Origin of the sequence: Streptomyces sp. NPDC093260, from assembly GCF_040683715.1 — a bacterium.
GTDB lineage: Bacteria > Actinomycetota > Actinomycetes > Streptomycetales > Streptomycetaceae > Streptomyces > Streptomyces sennicomposti.
This window is the reverse complement of sequence record NZ_JBFBEK010000002.1, coordinates 352152-370958: the sequence shown is the minus strand read 5'-3', so window position 1 is coordinate 370958 and position 18807 is coordinate 352152. Positions and strand designations below refer to the sequence as shown.

12 protein-coding genes are annotated in these 18807 nt (G+C 70.1%); 9 read left to right on the top strand and 3 right to left on the bottom strand.

From position 1 onward, the window contains the following. Positions 1-50: 50 nt before the first annotated feature. Positions 51-1559, bottom strand: a complete 1509-nt coding sequence (locus AB0N63_RS03840; protein ID WP_365523626.1) for a glycosyltransferase 87 family protein — start codon at positions 1557-1559, stop codon at positions 51-53. 105 nt (positions 1560-1664) lie between these two features. Then, positions 1665-4364 carry a transglycosylase domain-containing protein gene (locus tag AB0N63_RS03835; protein ID WP_365523623.1) on the bottom strand — a complete coding sequence of 900 codons (2700 nt, stop codon included), beginning with the start codon at positions 4362-4364 and terminating at the stop codon, positions 1665-1667. A 398-nt stretch (positions 4365-4762) separates the two neighbouring features. Between AB0N63_RS03835 and AB0N63_RS03830 the strand changes: the two genes are divergently transcribed. The 4 genes from AB0N63_RS03830 to AB0N63_RS03815 all read left to right on the top strand — a co-directional run bounded on the left by AB0N63_RS03830 (position 4763) and on the right by AB0N63_RS03815 (position 8549). Then, the gene (locus tag AB0N63_RS03830) at positions 4763-5443 is read left to right on the top strand and encodes a PadR family transcriptional regulator (RefSeq protein WP_365523620.1); all 681 of its coding nucleotides are present in this window, start codon (positions 4763-4765) and stop codon (positions 5441-5443) included. Positions 5444-5487: 44 nt separating this feature from the next. Further along, on the top strand, positions 5488-6570 hold the full coding sequence (locus tag AB0N63_RS03825) for an inositol-3-phosphate synthase (protein WP_365523618.1): 1083 nt from the start codon (positions 5488-5490) through the stop codon (positions 6568-6570). A gap of 93 nt (positions 6571-6663) precedes the next feature. Further along, a complete protein-coding gene (locus tag AB0N63_RS03820) occupies positions 6664-7926 on the top strand; it encodes an MFS transporter (protein ID WP_365523616.1) in 1263 nt (420 codons plus the stop codon). Positions 7927-8054: 128 nt separating this feature from the next. Beyond that, entirely contained in the window at positions 8055-8549 is a 495-nt protein-coding gene (locus AB0N63_RS03815) for a hypothetical protein (RefSeq protein ID WP_365523613.1), read from the top strand. Between the two features lie 143 nt (positions 8550-8692). Here AB0N63_RS03815 and AB0N63_RS03810 read toward each other — a convergent pair whose 3' ends face one another. Beyond that, complete coding sequence (locus tag AB0N63_RS03810) at positions 8693-10156, bottom strand: CCA tRNA nucleotidyltransferase (RefSeq protein WP_365523611.1); 1464 nt, start codon at positions 10154-10156, stop codon at positions 8693-8695. A 243-nt stretch (positions 10157-10399) separates the two neighbouring features. Here AB0N63_RS03810 and AB0N63_RS03805 point away from each other — a divergent pair, with 243 nt between their 5' ends. From AB0N63_RS03805 to AB0N63_RS03785, 5 genes are all read left to right on the top strand, one after another. Continuing rightward, on the top strand, positions 10400-12847 hold the full coding sequence (locus tag AB0N63_RS03805; RefSeq protein ID WP_365523609.1) for a DUF6049 family protein: 2448 nt from the start codon (positions 10400-10402) through the stop codon (positions 12845-12847). A 45-nt stretch (positions 12848-12892) separates the two neighbouring features. Continuing rightward, the gene (murJ, locus tag AB0N63_RS03800) at positions 12893-15289 is read left to right on the top strand and encodes a murein biosynthesis integral membrane protein MurJ (RefSeq protein ID WP_365523607.1); all 2397 of its coding nucleotides are present in this window, start codon (positions 12893-12895) and stop codon (positions 15287-15289) included. Between the two features lie 118 nt (positions 15290-15407). After that, positions 15408-17129, top strand: coding sequence for a protein kinase family protein (locus tag AB0N63_RS03795; RefSeq protein WP_365523605.1), 1722 nt, complete (start codon positions 15408-15410; stop codon positions 17127-17129). Between the two features lie 24 nt (positions 17130-17153). Further along, complete coding sequence (sigM, locus tag AB0N63_RS03790) at positions 17154-17873, top strand: RNA polymerase sigma factor SigM (protein ID WP_365523602.1); 720 nt, start codon at positions 17154-17156, stop codon at positions 17871-17873. Continuing rightward, complete coding sequence (locus AB0N63_RS03785) at positions 17870-18748, top strand: zf-HC2 domain-containing protein (RefSeq protein ID WP_365523600.1); 879 nt, start codon at positions 17870-17872, stop codon at positions 18746-18748. The genes sigM and AB0N63_RS03785 overlap by 4 nt, the downstream gene beginning before the upstream one ends. Positions 18749-18807 lie beyond the last annotated feature (59 nt).

Below are 18807 nucleotides of genomic sequence, written 5' to 3'. Positions count from 1 at the left end.
GGTGAGCCGGGGTGTGTCGGGGCGGAGGGGTGCGTCCGAACGTTGTTCGCTCAGAGCGAACGGTCTTCGGGCAGGGCCGCCGGGCGGCCTCCCCACTCCGTCCGGGGCCCCTCGAAGGGCTCCTCGTCGTGCGGTGCGCGGGCCTGGGCCCCGAGGACGAAGACGTCCTCCGCGCCGTCCAGCACACCGCCCGACGGGTCGTCGTCCCCCACGCGGCGCACGACGTCCCGCTCCGGCCGGATGACGTCGCGCACGACGATCGCGCACAGATAGAGCGTTCCCGCCAGGTGCAGGGCGATCGCCCAGTGGTAGCCCTCGGTCGGCAGTCCCTTGTGGGCGTCGCCGCTGGTCGTGTACGCGAGGTACATCCAGATCCCGAGGAAGTACGCCACCTCGCAGGCCTGCCAGATCAGGAAGTCCCGCCACTTGGGGCGCGCCAGCACGGCCAGCGGCACCAGCCACAGGACGTACTGCGGCGAGTAGACCTTGTTGGTGAGGACGAAGGCCGCCACGATCAGGAAGGCGAGCTGGGCGAAGCGCGGCCTGCGCCGGGCGGTGAGCGCCAGGGCCGCGATCCCCAGGGCGCTGAGCACCATCAGCAGCGTGGCCCCGGTGTTCACGAAGTCGGTGCTCGGCGGGTCCGTCGACTCCTGCGACCAGATCAGCCAGAAGGAGCCGAAGTCGACGCCCCGATCGTGGCTGAACCGGTAGAACTGCCACCAGCCGTCGGAGGCGAAGAGCATCACCGGCAGGTTCACGACGAGCCAGGCGACGACGGCGCCCCCCAGGGCGCTGCCGAACTCACGCCAGCGTCCCGCACGCCAGCACAGCACCAACAGCGGGCCGAGCAGGAGCACCGGGTAGAGCTTGGCGGCCGTGGCGAGCCCGATCAGCACGCCGAAGGCCAGGGACCGCCCACGGGACCACATCAGCATCGCGGCGGCCGTGAGGGCGACCGCCAGCAGGTCCCAGTTGATGGTCGCGGTCAGCGCGAACGCCGGCGCCAGGGCCACCAGCAGGCCGTCCCAGGGGCGCCGGGCGTGCGTCCGGACCACGCACACCACGATGACGGCCGCGCAGACCATCAGCATCCCGGCGTTGACCATCCAGTACCACTGCTCCTGGTGCTGCATGGTGCCGCTGTGCGGGGTCAGCCAGGAGGCCACCTCCATGAACACCCCGGTGAGCACCGGGTACTCCAGGTACGGCATGTCGCCGGTGAGCTTGTCGAAGTAGGGCACCAGGCCGTCGGCGAAGCCACGCCCCTGGTAAAGGTGCGGGATGTCCGAATAGCAGGCCTTCGTGTACTGGGAGCTGGCGCCGAAGAACCAACCGCTGTGGTAGCAGGGCGCCTTCTGGACCAGACCGAGGGCGAACATCCCGATCCCGACGAGGGCGATGACACGCACCGGGGTCCACCAGGACGCCGCGAGCAGGGCGCGCCGTCCGATCGGGCCGCCGATCAGCTCGCTGCCGGCTGCGGCGACCTCGTCCTGCCGGGTCGGCAGCACCGGGCCGGGCTCGTGCGCGCTGGCTTGCGTCGATTCAGCACTGGGCATGCGGACATCCTGCCGTATGCGGCTGGGAACACGCCGTGGGCCGCCGCACCCGGTGGATGCGGCGGCCCATGTTTCACGTGAAACGGCCCGGCGGGCGATGCTCGGCTAGTTGCCGAAGACGCCTCCTCTGCTGCCCCAGGTACTGCCCTGGCCGCCGGCGCTCTCCCCGGACGACTCGCTGGAGGACGGGGACGGGTTGGAGCCGCCTCCGTTGCCGCCGTTGCCGTTCCCTCCGTTGCCGTTGCCGCCGTTGCCGTTGCCGCCGTTGTCGGAGCAGCCGAAGAAGCCGCAGAGCGTCTCGGTCGGCGTGGGCGTCGGGGAGCTGGGCGTCCCACTCGGCGTGGGCGTCGGGCTCGGTGACGGACTGGACGTCTCGCTGTGGGTGGGCGAGGGGGTGGGCGTCAGGCTCGGCGCGGGGTTGACGATCTCGCCGATCGGCTGCGGCTCCGGGAAGGACTTGGCCGGCTGGCCCGCCAGCGCCTGCGACATGTAGTCGTGCCAGATCTCGGCCGGGAACGATGCGCCGTGGATCTTCTCCTTGCCGCCCGTGCCGAACATGGGCAGGAACGTCCGCGCCTTGTTGTTCGCGTCGTCGTCGAGTCGGAACATGCTGATCGCGGTGGACAGCTGCGGGGTGTAGCCGACGAACCAGGCGGACCGGTTGCCGTCGGTGGTACCGGTCTTGCCGGCCACCTCGCGGCCGGGCAGCTTGGCGCTGGTGCCGGTGCCCTTCTCGACCACGGTCTTCAGCACATCGGTGACGTTGTCGGCGACGTTCGCGGTGAATGCGGTCTTGGCGGCGCTCTTGTGCGTGAAGACCGTTCCGTCCTTGCTCTTGACCGAGGTCACCGAGTAGGGCTCGTTCTGCTTGCCGCTGGCGGCGAAGGTCGCGTACGCGCCCGCCATGCGGATGGCGCTGGGGTCGGAGATGCCGATCGAGAAGGACGGGTAGGTGGTACCGGTCAGGCTGTCCTTCTTCAGCCCCGCGTCCAGCGCGGCCTGCTTGACCTTGTCGAGGCCCACGTCCATGCCGAGCTGCACGAAGGCGGAGTTCACCGACTCGCGCATCGCCTCACGCAGGTCGATCATGTAGTTGGGCGGGCTCCCGTACGACAGGTGGTCGTCGTTGGTCTGCAGCCACTCCTCGCCCTTTTCGTTCTTCCAGACGGACCCGTCGTAGTTCTTGATCTTCAGCTTGTTCTTCCCGCTGAAGCGGCTCTTGGGCGAGACCTGGGTGCGTTCGTCCTGCGCCTGGTTCTCGTCGCCGTTCGGATCGCGGACTCCGTCGCGCATGGCCGCCGCCAGCACGAACGGCTTGAAGGTGGAGCCGACCTGGGCGCCGGTCGCGTCGGCGTTGTTGGTGAAGTGCTTGGTTGCGTCCTCACCGCCGTAGATCGCCTCGATGGCGCCGGTCGCGGGGTCCACCGATGCTCCGCCGAACTGGACGTACGTGTCGTGCTCCGGACGCTTCTTGGGGTCGATGTTGGTCTTGCGGACCTTGGTGACGGCCGCCTCCAGTTCCTGGACCTTCTTCTTGTCGAAGGTCGTGTGGATCTGGTAGCCACCCCGCTGGAGGTCGTCCGCCGTGATGTCGGTGTTGTTGATGATGTAGGCCTTGGCCAGGTCGACGAGGTAGCCGATCTGGCCGCTCAGCCGGGTGTTCGACCGCGGGTTCTGCCACTTGGGGAGCGTGGTGTACTTGGCCCGCTCCGCGGCGCTCAGGTGCCCGTACTCGACCATCTTGTCGAGCGTGTCCTGCATCTGCGTCTCGGCCCGCCTCTTGTTGGCCTCGGCGGTGGCGGACGGGTCGATCGAGGTCGCGCCGGCCGGGTCGTAGTACGTGGCGCCCTTGAGCATCGCCGCGAGGAAGGCGCACTCACCCGGGTTCAGGTGGTTGGCGTCCTTGTTGAAGTACGCGTGCGAGGCCGCCTGGATACCGTACGCGCCGCGCCCGTAGTACGCGGAGTTCAGGTACCCCGACATGATCTCGTCCTTGGGAACCTCCGCGCCGACCTTGATGGCGACGAAGATCTCCTTGAACTTGCGGGAGATGGTCTGCGACTGGTCGTTGAGCATCGCGTTCTTGACGTACTGCTGGGTGATGGTCGAACCACCCTGTGTCTGACCGCCGCGCGCCATGTTGAACAGGGCGCGCGCGATGCCCTTCGGGTCGATACCGCTGTCGGTCTCGAAGGTCTTGTTCTCCTGGGAGATGACGGCGTACCGCATCTCCTGGGGAATGTCTCCGTAGTTGATGATCTGGCGGTTGATCTCACCGCCGGTCCGCACCATCTCCGAGTTGTCGGACCAGTAGTACACGTTGTTCTGGGCGGTCGCCGTCTGGGCGACGTTCGGCACGCTCACCATCGCGTAGCCGACTCCCGCGACGGCCACCAGGCTGCCGACGAAGCCGATGAACAGGCCCGTCACCAGCTTCCAGGAGGGCATCCAGCGGCGCCAGCCGTCCTTGCCCACGCGCGGGTAGTCGATGAACCGCTTCTTGGCGGGCGGCCCCGTCCGGCCCCGGCCGCGCCCCGGTCCGCTCGGGCCCGGGTCTGCTCCTCTGCGCCGACCGCCGCGCTGCGCCGCGCGGCGGGCCTCGGCGCGCCCGCCGTAGGGGCGCTGGTCGTCCGCGGCGTCGTACGGGCCCGCCCCGTAGGAACCGGACCCGTAGGAGTCGGCGGGAGATCCGGTGGCGCCTCGCGGAGCCGCACGGCGACCGGAGGACGAACCGGAGGGGCCGCGGCGGGCCGCGGCACGTCCGCCTCCCTGCGGCTGCGGCGGTTTGCGACGGTGCTCGCTCATCGAACGACTACTCCTCGGGCAGGCGCACCCGTGCGCGCCTGGAAACGGCGGCTGGTTTCCGGTCCCCCCGAAGTACGGATGTGGTCGGTCTCGCATTCACCCGTACTGCACCGAGGACGAGGACGTCCCCAGGCGTCACTCGGTTCCCGGTGGTCTGCATGGCGCACAGACTACGCACCGGCAAAACCCGCCGTGCTCCGAAGTTCACCGCAAACCAGGCAACTTGGTCTCAACGAAACAGGGATGTGATCCCGTTCACGATGCCCCCTCTTGTCGCGCGCGGACGGCCGTTCTATCGTCTTGATGTATCGAGTCGATACATCAGCGCGACATAAAGACCGTCACGGTCCTCGGAACGGCATCCGCCGGCACCGGGGCGCGGCAGAGAGGAGGCGACGATGGGCCGACGTTCCGGGATCCTCGAGTTCGCCGTACTCGGCCTGCTCCGCGAGTCCCCGATGCACGGCTATGAGCTGCGCAAACGACTCAATACGTCACTGGGTGTGTTCCGCGCCTTCAGCTACGGGACGCTCTACCCCTGCCTCAAGACGCTGGTCGCGAGCGGCTGGCTCACGGAGGAACCGGGGAACACGGCCGAGGACGCCCTCGCCGCTCCGCTCGCGGGGCGGCGGGCCAAGATCGTCTACCGGCTGACGGCGGAGGGCAAGGAGCACTTCGAGGAGCTGCTCTCCCAGACGGGCCCCGACACCTACGACGACGAACACTTCGCGGCGCGTTTCGCCTTCTTCGGGCAGACGTCGCGCGATGTGCGCATGCGGGTGCTCGAGGGGCGCCGCAGCCGGCTGGAGGAGCGCCTGGAGAAGATGCGCGCCTCCCTCACGCGCACCCGGGAACGCCTCGACGACTACACCCTCGAGCTCCAGCGCCACGGAATGGAGTCCGTGGAGCGCGAAGTGCGCTGGCTGAACGAGCTCATCGAGAGTGAGCGGGCCGGACGCGACCTCAAGGGGTCCGCCGGGGAGACCGCTCAGCAGGACACCACATCTGGAGCGACGGGCGGCCTGCCCCGGACCGGGGAGCCGCCCCGGCCGGATACGCCCGGCGACACCGCCACGTGATGCCCGCCCAGGGCTTCACCGAGTACACACAGGGAGCAACCGGAATGGGTTCGGTTCGCGTAGCCATCGTCGGCGTGGGCAACTGCGCCGCATCGCTGGTGCAGGGCGTCGAGTACTACAAGGACGCCGACCCGGCGTCCAAGGTCCCGGGCCTCATGCACGTGCAGTTCGGCGACTACCACGTGCGTGACGTCGAGTTCGTCGCCGCCTTCGACGTCGACGCGAAGAAGGTCGGTCTGGATCTCGCGGACGCCATCGGCGCCTCCGAGAACAACACCATCAAGATCTGCGACGTCCCCTCCACCGGTGTGACGGTCCAGCGCGGCCACACCCTGGACGGTCTCGGCAAGTACTACCGCCAGACCATCGAGGAGTCCGCCGAGGAGCCGGTCGACGTCGTCCAGATCCTCAAGGACAAGCAGGTCGACGTCCTCGTCTGCTACCTGCCCGTGGGCTCCGAGGACGCGGCGAAGTTCTACGCCCAGTGCGCCATCGACGCCAAGGTCGCCTTCGTCAACGCCCTCCCGGTCTTCATCGCCGGCACCAAGGAGTGGGCGGACAAGTTCACGGAGGCGGGCGTCCCGATCGTCGGCGACGACATCAAGTCGCAGGTCGGCGCCACCATCACGCACCGCGTCATGGCGAAGCTGTTCGAGGACCGCGGTGTCATCCTGGACCGCACCATGCAGCTGAACGTCGGCGGCAACATGGACTTCAAGAACATGCTCGAGCGCGAGCGCCTGGAGTCCAAGAAGATCTCCAAGACGCAGGCCGTCACCTCCCAGATCCCCGACCGGGACCTCGGTGAGAAGAACGTCCACATCGGCCCGTCCGACTACGTGGCCTGGCTCGACGACCGCAAGTGGGCCTACGTCCGCCTCGAGGGCCGCGCCTTCGGCGACGTCCCGCTGAACCTGGAGTACAAGCTCGAGGTCTGGGACTCCCCGAACTCCGCCGGCGTCATCATCGACGCCCTGCGTGCCGCGAAGATCGCCAAGGACCGCGGCATCGGCGGCCCGATCCTCTCCGCGTCCTCGTACTTCATGAAGTCCCCGCCGGTCCAGTACTTCGACGACGAGGCCCGCGAGAACGTCGAGAAGTTCATCCGCGGCGACGTCGAGCGCTGACGGACCGCTGAAACCGCTCCTGCCAGGGCTGTGAGGGCCCCCGGACGCACCGCGCGTGCGCCGGGGGTCCTCGCGTATGTGAGGCTGTGCCCCATGGCCGTCGTCCGTGACCTGCGCGTCCTGCTGTGTCTGCGGGACTTCAGGCACCTGCTCGCGATACGGCTGCTGTCCCAGAGTGCCGACGGTGTCTACCAGGTGGCCCTCGCCACCTATGTCGTCTTCTCCCCGGAGCACCAGGCCTCGGCCGCCGCGGTCGCCTCCGCCATGGCGGTGCTGCTGCTGCCGTACTCCCTGGTCGGCCCGTTCGCGGGTGTCCTGCTGGACCGCTGGCGGCGCCGTCAGGTGTTCCTGTACGGCAATCTGGCGCGTGCGGTGCTGGCCACCGCCACCGCCGCGCTGATGGTGGCCGGCGCCGCGAACTGGCTGTTCTACGTCTCCGCGCTGTGTGTCACCGCGGTCAACCGCTTCGTCCTGTCCGGCCTGTCCGCCGCGCTGCCCCGGGTGGTCGACGCCGAGCGGTTGGTGATGGCCAACTCCCTGTCGCCGACCGCCGGCTCCCTGGCCGCGTTCGCGGGCGGCGGTCTCGCCTTCGCCGTGCGCCTGGCCGGAGCGGACTCCGACGCGGCCGTGGTGCTGCTGGGCGCCGGCCTGTACCTGTGCGCGGCCCTCGTGTCGGTGCTGATGGCTCCCGAACTGCTCGGCCCCGACCGCCCCGCCGCACGGCCGCGGCTCGGCACCGCGCTGACCGGCACCGTCCGCGATCTGATGGCGGGCGTGGCACACCTCGCCGAGCCGCGGCGCCGGGAAGCGGCGGGCGCACTGGCCGCCATGACCCTGATGCGGTTCTGCTACGGCGCGCTGACCGTCCTGGTGCTGATGCTGTGCCGCTACGGCCTGACGTCGAGCACCGATGCGGGGTTGCGGCTGCTCGGGCTGGCGCTCGGCTTCTCCGGCGCCGGGTTCTTCGTGGCCGCGCTGGTGACGCCCTGGGCAGCGGGGCGGCTCGGGCCGGTCCGCTGGATCGTCGTGTGCGCCGGGGCCGCCGCCGTCCTGGAGCCCGCCCTCGGTCTGCCGTTCGCCGGCGGTCCGCTGCTGGCCGCGGCCTTCGTCCTGGGGCTGACCACTCAGGCCGCCAAGATCGCCACAGACACGGTCGTGCAGTACGAGGTGCGGGACGCCTTCCGCGGCCGGATCTTTTCCCTGTACGACGTCCTTTTCAACATCGCCTTCGTCGGCGCCGCGGCCGTCGCCGCGCTGATGCTGCCACCCGACGGCCGCTCGGCGGCCCTGGTGGTCACGGTCGCCGTGATCTACGGGGCGATTGCGGTGGCTATGGCGCGGTATGCACGCCAGTAAGTGTCACATCAATGACACAGACCTCCCGTGAGCTACGGGGATGTCAGTGGGGGCCTGTAGCTTACGTGCGTCTTATGTCGACGCCATGTTCGCGTCATCGTGCCTACGTTTCTCTAGGGGGACCCCAAGTGACCACTCCGCCGCCCCAGGGCCCGAACCCGTACGCCCAGGTGCCCACTGCTCCCGTGGGGCAGCAGCCCGGTCAGCCGGGAGTCCCTCAGCAGCCCTACGCCCCGTTCCCGCAGCAGCAGGGCGCGCCGGTTCCCCCGCCGCCCGCTCCGGCCGGCAAGCGCATCGGCAAGAAGGCCGTGCGCATCATCGGCGCGATCGTCGTCGCCGTCATCATCGCCGTGCTGAAGTTCGGCGCGGGTTGGTTCCTGACCCGTGACGACGCGGAGACGACCTCGGTCGGCTCCTGCATGCACAACGACGGCACCATGTCCAAGCCCGACCTCCAGGACGTCGACTGCTCGTCCGCCAAGGCCGAGTACGAGGTCGTCCAGAAGTTCGACGGCTCCACCGACGAGAAGAAGTGCGAGACCGTCGCCGCCGCGACGATCTCCTACGTCCAGTACGGCGGTGGCCACGATGTCGTGCTGTGCCTGAAGGAAGCCAAGAAGTAGCAGCCGGACATGGCGAAGGGGCGATGTTTCACGTGAAACATCGCCCCTTCGCCATGTCCGGCGCGCGGGCCCCCGGGAAGGCCGGGGATTCCCCGCTCAGCCGGAGCCGTGTTTCACGTGAAACATCGCCCCGGCCCGCGGCATCAGTTCTGCTCGGCCCACCATTCCTTCAGGGCCGCCACCGCCGCGTCGTACTCCATCGGGCCGTTCTCCAGACGGAGCTCCAGCAGGTGCTTGTAGGCCTGTCCGACGGCCGGTCCCGGCTTGACCCCCAGGACCTCCATGATCTGGTTGCCGTCGAGGTCCGGACGGATGGCGTCCAGCTCCTCCTGCTCCTGGAGCTGGGAGATGCGCTCCTCCAGACCGTCGTACGCCCGGGAGAGCGCCGCGGCCCTGCGCTTGTTGCGGGTGGTGCAGTCGGAGCGGGTCAGCTTGTGCAGGCGGTCCAGGAGCGGCCCGGCGTCACGGACATAGCGGCGGACGGCGGAGTCCGTCCACTCGCCGGTGCCGTAACCGTGGAAGCGCAGATGCAGCTCGACCAGCCGGGAGACGTCCTTCACCAGTTCGTTGGAGTACTTCAAGGCGGTCATACGCTTCTTGGTCATCTTGGCGCCGACCACCTCGTGGTGGTGGAAGGAGACCCGGCCGTCCTTCTCGAACCGGCGGGTACGCGGCTTGCCGATGTCGTGCAGCAGCGCGGCCAGCCGGAGGGTGAGGTCGGGGCCGTTCTCCTCCAGGGCGATCGCCTGCTCCAGGACGATCAGCGTGTGGTCGTAGACGTCCTTGTGCCGGTGGTGCTCGTCCCGCTCCAGCCGCAGGGCCGGCAGCTCGGGCAGCACCCGGTCGGCGAGACCTGTGTCGACCAGCAGCGTCAGGCCCTTGCGCGGATGGGCGGAGAGGATCAGCTTGTTCAGCTCGTCCCGGACCCGCTCGGCGGAGACGATCTCGATGCGCTCGGCCATCTCCTTCATCGCCGTCACGACCTCGGGAGCGACCTCGAAGTCGAGCTGAGCGGCGAACCGGGCGGCCCGCATCATCCGCAGCGGATCGTCCGAGAAGGACTCCTCGGGCGTGCCCGGGGTGCGCAGGACACGCGCCGCCAGGTCCTCCAGCCCGCCGTGCGGGTCGATGAAGTCCTTCTCCGGCAGTGCCACCGCCATCGCGTTGACCGTGAAGTCGCGCCGGACCAGGTCCTGCCCGATGGAGTCGCCGTAGGACACCTCGGGCTTGCGCGAGGTGCGGTCGTAGGCCTCGGACCGGTAGGTCGTCACCTCGATCTGGAAGCACCGCTCGACGCCCTCGACACGGGCCTGCTTCTGCGCGCCGACCGTGCCGAATGCGATCCCCACGTCCCACACCGCGTCCGCCCACGGCCGCACGATCCTCAGTACGTCCTCGGGGCGGGCGTCGGTCGTGAAGTCCAGGTCGTTGCCCAGCCGGCCGAGCAGCGCGTCCCGGACCGAGCCGCCGACCAGGGCGAGAGAGAACCCGGCCTCCTGGAATCGGCGCGCGAGGTCGTCGGCGACAGGGGCCACGCGCAGCAGTTCGCTCACCGCGCGCTGCTGTACCTGGCTCAGGGCAGGGGTGTCTTCGTTGGCGTTCGGCACAACAGAAGAGAGTACGTGGCCCGGACGCCCGGCCGCTTCGCCGTCGCGCCCGCCGGACGGTCCGCAAGCGGGACCTACGTGACACAACGAACACAATCACCGGATACCTCTATATAGAGGCTGTTCACGTCGGCCCGCCGATCTTGTGACAGCCTCCGTGGCACTCACCCTCCGCTCGCATCGTTACCATGCGGGGACGCACATTCCGACGACCACTGACGACGACGAGGGACGGGCGAGCGCGTGGCCGAGGCGGCAGACTTCCAGGGGACCTCTCCCTCACCTGCCTGCCGCCTGCTGCGGCGCACCGGGGCACTCCTCGCCGGAGCGCCGCTGATAGCCGCTCTGTTCCAGCTGCCCGCCGCTCCGGCCGCGCACGCCACGGGCCGGCAGGCCGTGCGGGCGGCGGCCACCGGGTCGCGCACGGTCGCCGTGTCCGTCGACTCCCTCACCCCCAGCGTCCCCTCCGACGGGGACACGCTCACCGTCTCGGGCACGGTGACGAACAACGGCAAGCAGCCGGTCACCGACGCCCACGTGGGTCTGCGGGTGGGCCAGGAGCTGGAGACCCGCTCTGCCATCGACGACGTCGCCCGGAGCACCTCGTTCGATCCGGTCTCCGACGGCCCGGAGATCGGCGGCAAGTACGTCCAGAAGTTCAGCCGGCTGGCCCCTGGGGTCGCGCAGCGCTTCAGCATCGCCGTGCCCGCCAGCAAGCTGAAACTCGGCTCGGACGGCGTCTACGGACTCTCCGTCTCACTGTCCGGCCAGACCGCCGCCGAGGCCTGGGAGCAGGTGCTGGGCATTCAGCACACGTTCCTGCCCTGGCAGCCCGACGACGCGGCCGCCAAGACGAAGACGACCTATCTGTGGCCCCTGATCTCCACCGTGCACATGACGGCGGAGACCGGCCCCGGCACCCAGCAGGTCCCGGTCTTCCTCAACGACGACCTCGCCAAGGACCTCGCCCCCGGCGGCCGGCTGGAGCGGATGCTGTCTCTGGGCAAGGACCTGGACGTCACCTGGGTGATCGACCCCGACCTGCTGGCGTCGGTCGACGCGATGACCCGCAGTTACCGCATCCGGGCCGGCGGCGACGCCGACCCGGTCACCGGCACCCACCAGGCGGTGGCGAAGCAGTGGCTCGCCGAGCTGCAGCGGGCGGTGGCGGGCAAGGAGGTCGTTGCACTGCCCTTCGCCGACCCCGATCTGGCCTCCCTCGCCCACAACGGCACGAGCGTCACCGGTTCGCTGAGCCAGATCAAGGACGCCACCGACGTGGCCGCCAGCACCGTGGAGACGGTGCTCCACGTGAAGCCCGACACGGACTTCGCCTGGCCTGTGGACGGGGCCGTCGACTCGTCGATCGTCCGGGTCGCCACCTCGGCGGGCGCGGACAAGGTGATCGCGCGCAGCGACAGTCTGGAAGAGTCCGACTCGCTGACGTACACGCCGTCGGCCGCCCGCCCGATCGGCGGAGGCACCACCGCGGTCGTCGCGGACGCACGGCTGTCGCGGGCGTTCGAGGACGACCTGACGAAGGCCGGCGCGAGCACCCTCGCCGTGCAGCGCTTCCTCGCCCAGAGCCTCGAACTCAACGGCCAGACCGCCAAGCAGCGCAGTATCGTCATCGCTCCGCAGCGGATGCCCAGCGCCAACCAGGCCCAGGCCATGGCGCAGGCGCTGGCCCTCCTCCAGCAGAGCACTTGGTCCCAGTCGCAGCCCCTGAGCGCGGCCGCCAAGGACAAGCCCGACCCCGGCGCGACGACGAAGGTCCCCTCGTCCTCGCGCTACCCGTCCGCGCTGCGCAAGCAGCAGCTGCGCGCCTCGGCGTTCGCCGAGATCGCCCGGACACAGGACAAGGTCGACAACTTCAAGGTCGTGCTCACCGACGAGTCGCGCGTCGTCACGCCGTTCGGCCGGGCCATGAACCGGGAGATGTCCACCTCGTGGCGGGGCCGGAAACGGGCCGCGGCGGACTTCCGCGACGGCGTGGAGGACTACCTCAACGACATCTCCGAGCAGGTCAAGCTGATCGACAAGTCGGAGACCAAGCTGTCCGGCCGCAGCGCCACGATCCCCGTCACCGTGCAGAACAACCTGGTGCAGGGCGTCGACCACCTGGTGCTGCGCCTCACCTCGACCAACCCGACCCGCCTCAAGATCAGCGGCCGGGCCTACTCGGAGCAGCCGGTCGCCGTCTCCGGCGGACACAGCCAGTCGGTGAAGTTCACCACGTCGGCCAACGCCAACGGCCCCGTCTCCGTGATCGCCCAGCTGTACACGCAGGACGGCCGGCCGTACGGCGAGCCCGTCACCTTCGACGTGAAGGTCACCGAGATCACCGCCACGGTGATGCTGGTCATCGGCGGCGGCGTCCTGCTCCTCGTCCTCGCCGGCTTCCGCATGTACACCCAGCGCAAGCGCGCCGCGGCCAGGGAGAACGCCGGAGACCCGCAGGACGGGGACGGACCGGGGGAGGCCGCCGAAGAGCCCGGGCGAGCCGGCGAGGACACGGAACGGCCTGAGCGCGAGCGGGCCGAGAACCCCGCGGGCACCGCCGAGCGTCTCACGGAAGAGCCGGGCGCCCGGCCCCGGGCCGAGGGCCCGGAGCAGCCGAGTGACCCGACACCGGACACCGCAGCGGAAAACGCCGACCCGTCCGGCACGGGTGAGAAAGTGGACCGTTGAGGATGTCGTGGCCCGGAGGGCCCGGGACGATGAGGTGGGGTAACCATGAACGCGCCGTACGACGGTGACCGCGGCCAGGCCGTGGGCGGCTCGGGGCACCCCGATGCCCCGCCGCCCGAGCACGGCCAGGCGCCGCAGCAGCATCCGGCGGACATGTACCTCCAGGACGCCTACGCCGAGGACCCCTACCGGGCGCAGGACCTCACCGCGCAGGACCCGGTCGGCGAGGCGCTGTACGACCGCGCCGCGCACCCGCCACCACCCCCGGGCTCCTACGAGCCGCAGCAGCCGCTGTACGGCAACCCGCCGCAGTCGCCGTACGCCCCGGACCCGCACGTCTGGGCCCAGACACCGCCGCCCGAGCCGTCCGGTCCCGCCACCCAGCACCTGCCCTACGGCGAGGACCCCCGCACGACGCAGTTCGTGGGCGTGGACGACCTGGTCAGCCACTCCGGCGAGGAGTACCAGGAGCCGGACGCCTTCGCCCACCTCTTCCGGGACCAGCAGCAGAGCGGCTACCAGGGCCAGCGCCACGGCGTCGGCCAGGGACCCGAGCAGGGCTACCAGAACTACCAGCAGGGCTACCAGGATCCCCGCGCGGGCGGCTACGAGGCAGCCGGCCAGTACGGCTACCAGGCCCCGAGGCAGGAGACGAACGCGTACCCCCCGATGGGCGTCCCCGCCAACCCCGGCCCGGCTCCGGTCGCCGCCGGCCAGGGCCCCGCCGGTCCCTACGCGCCCGCCCCGGCCCCTGACACCACCGTGCAGGCGGCCGTCGCCGCACCCCCCGAGGCTCCGGCCGCGAAGAAGGGCGGCAAGGCCTCCGGCCTGCTCAAGTCGAGCGCCGTGATGGCGGCGGGCACGCTGGTCTCCCGGCTGACGGGCTTCATCCGTTCGGCGATGATCGTCTCGGCACTGGGCGTCGGTCTGCTCGGCGACACGTTCCAGGTGGCTTACCAACTGCCGACGATGATCTACATCCTGACCGTCGGCGGCGGCCTCAACTCCGTCTTCGTACCGCAGCTGGTGCGAGCCATGAAGGAGGACGACGACGGGGGCGAGGCCTTCGCCAACCGGTTGTTGACGCTGGTCATGGCGGCCCTCGGTGCGCTCACCGTGCTCGCGGTAGTCAGCGCACCCCTCCTGATCCGCCTGCTGTCCCCGTCGGTGGCGAACGACCCGGCGGCCGACCAGGTCGGCATCACCTTCGTCCGTTACTTCGTGCCCTCGATCTTCTTCATGGGCATCCACGTGGTGATGGGACAGGTCCTCAACGCACGCGGGAAGTTCGGCGCGATGATGTGGACGCCGGTCCTGAACAACATCGTCATCATCGTGACCCTCGGCATGTTCATCTGGGTGTACGGCACCTCGGCCGACTCCGGGATGAAGGTGTCGACCATCCCGGCCGAGGGCCAGCGGCTTCTCGGCATCGGCATCCTGCTCGGTCTCGTCGTCCAGGCTCTCGCGATGATCCCCTACCTGCGCGAGACCGGCTTCAGGCTGCGGCTGCGCTTCGACTGGCGCGGGCACGGCCTCGGCAAAGCGGCGACGCTCGCCAAGTGGACCGTTCTCTTCGTACTCGCCAACCAGGCCGGCGCGATCGTCGTGACGCAGCTGTCCACCGCGGCGGGCAAGCACTCGCCCGTCGACGGCACCGGCTTCTCCGCCTACGCCAACGCCCAGCTGATCTGGGGCCTGCCGCAGGCCATCATCACCGTCTCCCTGATGGCCGCCCTGCTCCCGCGGATCTCCCGCTCCGCCTCCGAGGGCGACGGCGGCGCCGTCCGCGACGACATCTCCCAGGGCCTGCGCACCACGGCCGTCGCGATCGTCCCGGTCGCCTTCGGCTTCGTCTCGCTCGGCATCCCGATGTGCACGCTGATCTTCGGCTCCTCGGGCACCAGTGAGGCGACGAACATGGGCTACATGCTGATGGCCTTCGGCCTCGGCCTGATCCCGTACTCCGTCCAGTACGTCGTCCTGCGTGCCTTCTACGCCTACGAGGACACCCGGACACCCTTCTACAACACGGTCATCGTCGCCGCCGTCAACGCCGGCGCCTCGGCCCTGTGCTACTTCCTGCTGCCCGCCCGGTGGGCGGTGATCGGCATGGCCGCCGCGTACGGCCTCGCCTACGCCATCGGCGTCGGCGTCGCCTGGAACCGGCTGCGCAAACGCCTCGGCGGCGACCTCGACGGCTCGCACGTGCTGCGCACCTACGCGCGGCTGTGCATCGCCTCCGTGCCGGCCGCGCTCATCAGCGGCGCAGCCTGCTACGCCGTCGGGCACGCTCTGGGCCAGGGCGTCGTCGGCTCGTTCGCGGCGCTGGTGGCCGGCGGCGTCCTGCTGTTCGGCGTCTTCTTCGTCGCCGCCCGGCGGATGCGGATCGAGGAGCTGAACTCCCTCGTCGGAATGGTCCGCGGGCGGCTGGGACGTTGAGGCGAGGGTAGGCGCACAACCATCGGCCAAGGCTGTGTGTCGTGCATAGCAGCGGACTGTGGGCACAATTGGTTTCGGCGCTGGACAACGCGCGACGGATGGGGAGGCAGGAGCGGCGGTGGCGGAACGGAGCACGGCTGCCGTCGAGGTGGCAGACAACAGCGGTGACGAACCGCTGACCGCCGAGGCGGACCAGGCCACGGCCGACGGGGTGGCCAAGATGCGGGAGCGGGACACGGACATCGACGAGGCGCAGAAGGACGGCGGGACCGAGCGTCCCGAGACCAGGAGCACACCGCCCGAACTCCACAGCGGCCACAAGCTGGCCGGGCGCTACCGCCTCGAGGAGTGCGTCACCCGTCTGGACGGGTTCAGCAGCTGGCGGGCGGTGGACGAGAAGCTCCGCCGGGCCGTCGGCGTGCACATCCTTCCCGCCTACCACGCGCGTGCCCGCTCCGTACTGGCCGCGGCGCGCTCCTCCGCCCTGCTCGGTGACCCCCGTTTCGTCCAGGTACTCGACGCCGTCGAGGAGGACGACCTCGTCTACGTCGTCCACGAATGGCTCCCCGACGCCACCGAACTCACCACCCTGCTGTCCGCCGGCCCGCTGGAACCGCATGACGCCTACCAGCTGGTCAGCCAGGTCGCCTCCGCCATGGCCACGGCGCACCGCGAGGGCCTGGCCCATCTGCGCCTGAACCCCAACGCCGTTCTGCGCACCTCCACCGGCCAGTGGCGCATCCGCGGCCTCGCCGTGAACGCCGCGCTGCGGGGCATCAGCTCCGACACCCCGCAGCGCACCGACACCGAGGCGATCGGCGCCCTGCTGTACGCCGCGCTCACCCAGCGCTGGCCCTACGACAACGACGCCTACGGCCTGTCCGGCCTCCCCAAGGACATCGGTCTCATCGCCCCCGACCAGGTCCGCGCCGGCATCCACCGCGGCCTGTCCGAGCTCGCCATGCGCGCCCTCGTCAACGACGGCGCCACCGCCTCCCGCCACGAGTCGCCGTGCACCACCCCCGAGGAACTGGTGAAGGCGATCGGCGAGATGCCGCGCATCCGCCCGCCGGAGCCCTCGTTCACCAGCCCGCCGGAGTACCAGAGCACGTCGTACCAGCAGGGTGCCTACGGGCGTCCGACGCCGCGCCCCGGTGTCCCCCAGCCGGTCCCGGCCCCGCCGCCCCCGTTGCAGAGCCGCACCGGCAAGGCCCTGAAGTGGGCCGTCTCGGCGCTTCTCATCGCCGCGCTCGGCCTGGGGAGCTGGCAGCTCGCCGACGCCCTGATGGACCAGGGCGGCAAGTCCGGCAAGGACACCCAGACCCAGACGCAGGACGGCAACGACAAGAAGAACCATCTGCCGAAGCCGGCCCTGCCGATAAAGATCCAGGATGCCCGGGAGTACGTCGCCAGCGGTGACGCCCAGGCCCCGCAGGACGTCGGCAACACCTACGACGACGACACGTCGACGTACTGGCGGACCAGGCGCTACAACGACGGTCCGCAGTTGGCCCCGTACAAGCCGGGTGTGGGCATCGTCTACGACCTCGGCTCGTCGCAGACGGTCGGCACCGCGTCCATAGGCCTGCGCTACGGCGGCACCCGGACCAAGGTCCACCTCTACGCCACGGACTCCTTGTCCCCCTCGACCGGTGTCGACGGGATGCAGGAGATCGGAACCGCGACCACCGACGGGACCTCCCTCACGGTGAAGGCGTCGAAGCCCGTGAAGACGCGGTACGTGCTGCTGTGGATCACGGACGTGCCCATGGCGCCCGGTGACGGCTACAGCGGAGCCGGTTACAAGCAGGCTCTCACCGAAGTGAAGTTCACGGGCTGACGTCTCACTGAGGGGGAGGGCCCGATGGGGGACGACACCGGCTACGGCGACACGAACGACCAGGATCTCCTGTCCCGTCATGTGGCGGGTGACCACGACGCCTTCGGTGAGCTGGTGCGCCGCCACCGCGATCGCCTCTGGGCCGTCGCCCTGCGCACGCTGGGGGACCGCGAGGAGGCCGCCGACGCCGTGCAGGACGCGTTCGTCGCCGCCTACCGGGCCGCCCACACCTTCCGCGGCCAGTCGGCTGTCACCACCTGGCTGCACCGGATCACCGTGAACGCCTGTCTGGACCGGGCCCGCAAGGCGGCCGTCCGCAAAACCTCGCCCGTGGACGACACCGAGCGGCTGGAACACCTGCTGGAGCCGCACGAGTCAGCCTCGGCGCCCGCCGAGCGCAATGACGTGCAACGCCAGCTCGTCGAGGCGCTGGGCACCCTGCCGCCCGACCAGCGGGCCGCCCTGGTACTCGTGGACATGCAGGGCTACCCGGTCGCCGAGGCCGCCCGCATCCTCGACGTGCCCACCGGGACGGTGAAGAGCCGTTGCGCCCGGGGCAGGGCCAGACTCCTGCCGCTGCTCACGCACCTGCGGCCGCAGCGCGCCGGAAAGGAGCTGGACGCGGAACGGAACCGGGCGCAGGGGACATCCGTCCCACCGGCGGAGAGTCCCGGGAGTCCCGGCTCCAGGGACCCCGGGCCAAGTGATTCAGCTGCTGTGAAGGGCGGAGGTGGGCGATCGTGACATCCACGACGGGCACGGCCGGACACCCGGACGTCACCGAGATCTCCGACCTCACCGAAGGCCTGCTCGCGCCCGTCCGGGCCGAGGAGCTGCGCCGGCACCTGGACGGCTGCGCGCCGTGCGCCGACGTGCACACCTCGCTCGAGGAGATCCGGAGTCTGCTCGGCACGCTGGACGGCCCGCAGGAGATGCCCCGCGACATCGCCGACCAGATCGACGCTGCCCTGGCCGCCGAGAGCGTCGCCACGCGTTCCGGCGCCACCGAGACCGCGCATGTTTCACGTGAAACACCGGCTGTGAAGCGCCCTGCGGGCCGCGCCCGCACCTCCAGTAGCGGCCCGGGTCGCAAGACCCGCGCACCTCGCGGCCGCCGCAGGATCGCCCTTCTCGGTACCGCCTTCACCGTCGCCGCGCTCGGAGTCGCCTCGGTCGTGCTGGTGTCCCTGCACGACGACAAGGGGCCGGACTCCACCGCTCACGGCCGGCCGAGCACCGTAGCGGACACCTTCTCCGAGGGAACACTGGAGAAGCAGGTGTCCGGCCTGCTCGCCGAGGCGCCCAAATCCTCAGGGCCCGCCCGCCCCCCGCACAGCTTCGGCGTGGAGTCGGACAAGGGCAGCGACAGGCCGCACGTCTTCAAGAGCGAGCCCACTGTCTCGGTCCCCGCCTGCGTCCGCCAGGGCATCAACAGCACCGCGTCCCCGCTCGCGGCCAAGGCCGGCACCTACGACGGCAACGACGCCTATCTTGTCGTCCTGCCCGACGCGAAGGGCAACCCCACCCGGGTCACGGCCTACCTCGTCGACGCGACCTGTGTGCACCACCCCGCCACCCCCGCCAAGGTCCTGCTGGACCGCTCCTACCCGCGTTCCTGAAGGCCCGGACGCTCGGTCACGGCACTGCGCGGCATCCCGTACTCCGGAGCACTTGCGTG

What these genes read in the sequence shown, in the direction of transcription:
- AB0N63_RS03820 (WP_365523616.1), top strand. Translation starts at nt 6,664, where the DNA reads ATGGCCGTCGTCCGTGACCTGCGCGTCCTGCTGTGTCTGCGGGACTTC.
- AB0N63_RS03835 (WP_365523623.1), bottom strand. Translation starts at nt 4,364, where the DNA reads ATGAGCGAGCACCGTCGCAAACCGCCGCAGCCGCAGGGAGGCGGACGT.
- AB0N63_RS03825 (WP_365523618.1), top strand. Translation starts at nt 5,488, where the DNA reads ATGGGTTCGGTTCGCGTAGCCATCGTCGGCGTGGGCAACTGCGCCGCA.
- murJ (WP_365523607.1), top strand. Translation starts at nt 12,893, where the DNA reads ATGAACGCGCCGTACGACGGTGACCGCGGCCAGGCCGTGGGCGGCTCG.
- sigM (WP_365523602.1), top strand. Translation starts at nt 17,154, where the DNA reads ATGGGGGACGACACCGGCTACGGCGACACGAACGACCAGGATCTCCTG.
- AB0N63_RS03840 (WP_365523626.1), bottom strand. Translation starts at nt 1,559, where the DNA reads ATGCCCAGTGCTGAATCGACGCAAGCCAGCGCGCACGAGCCCGGCCCG.
- AB0N63_RS03830 (WP_365523620.1), top strand. Translation starts at nt 4,763, where the DNA reads ATGGGCCGACGTTCCGGGATCCTCGAGTTCGCCGTACTCGGCCTGCTC.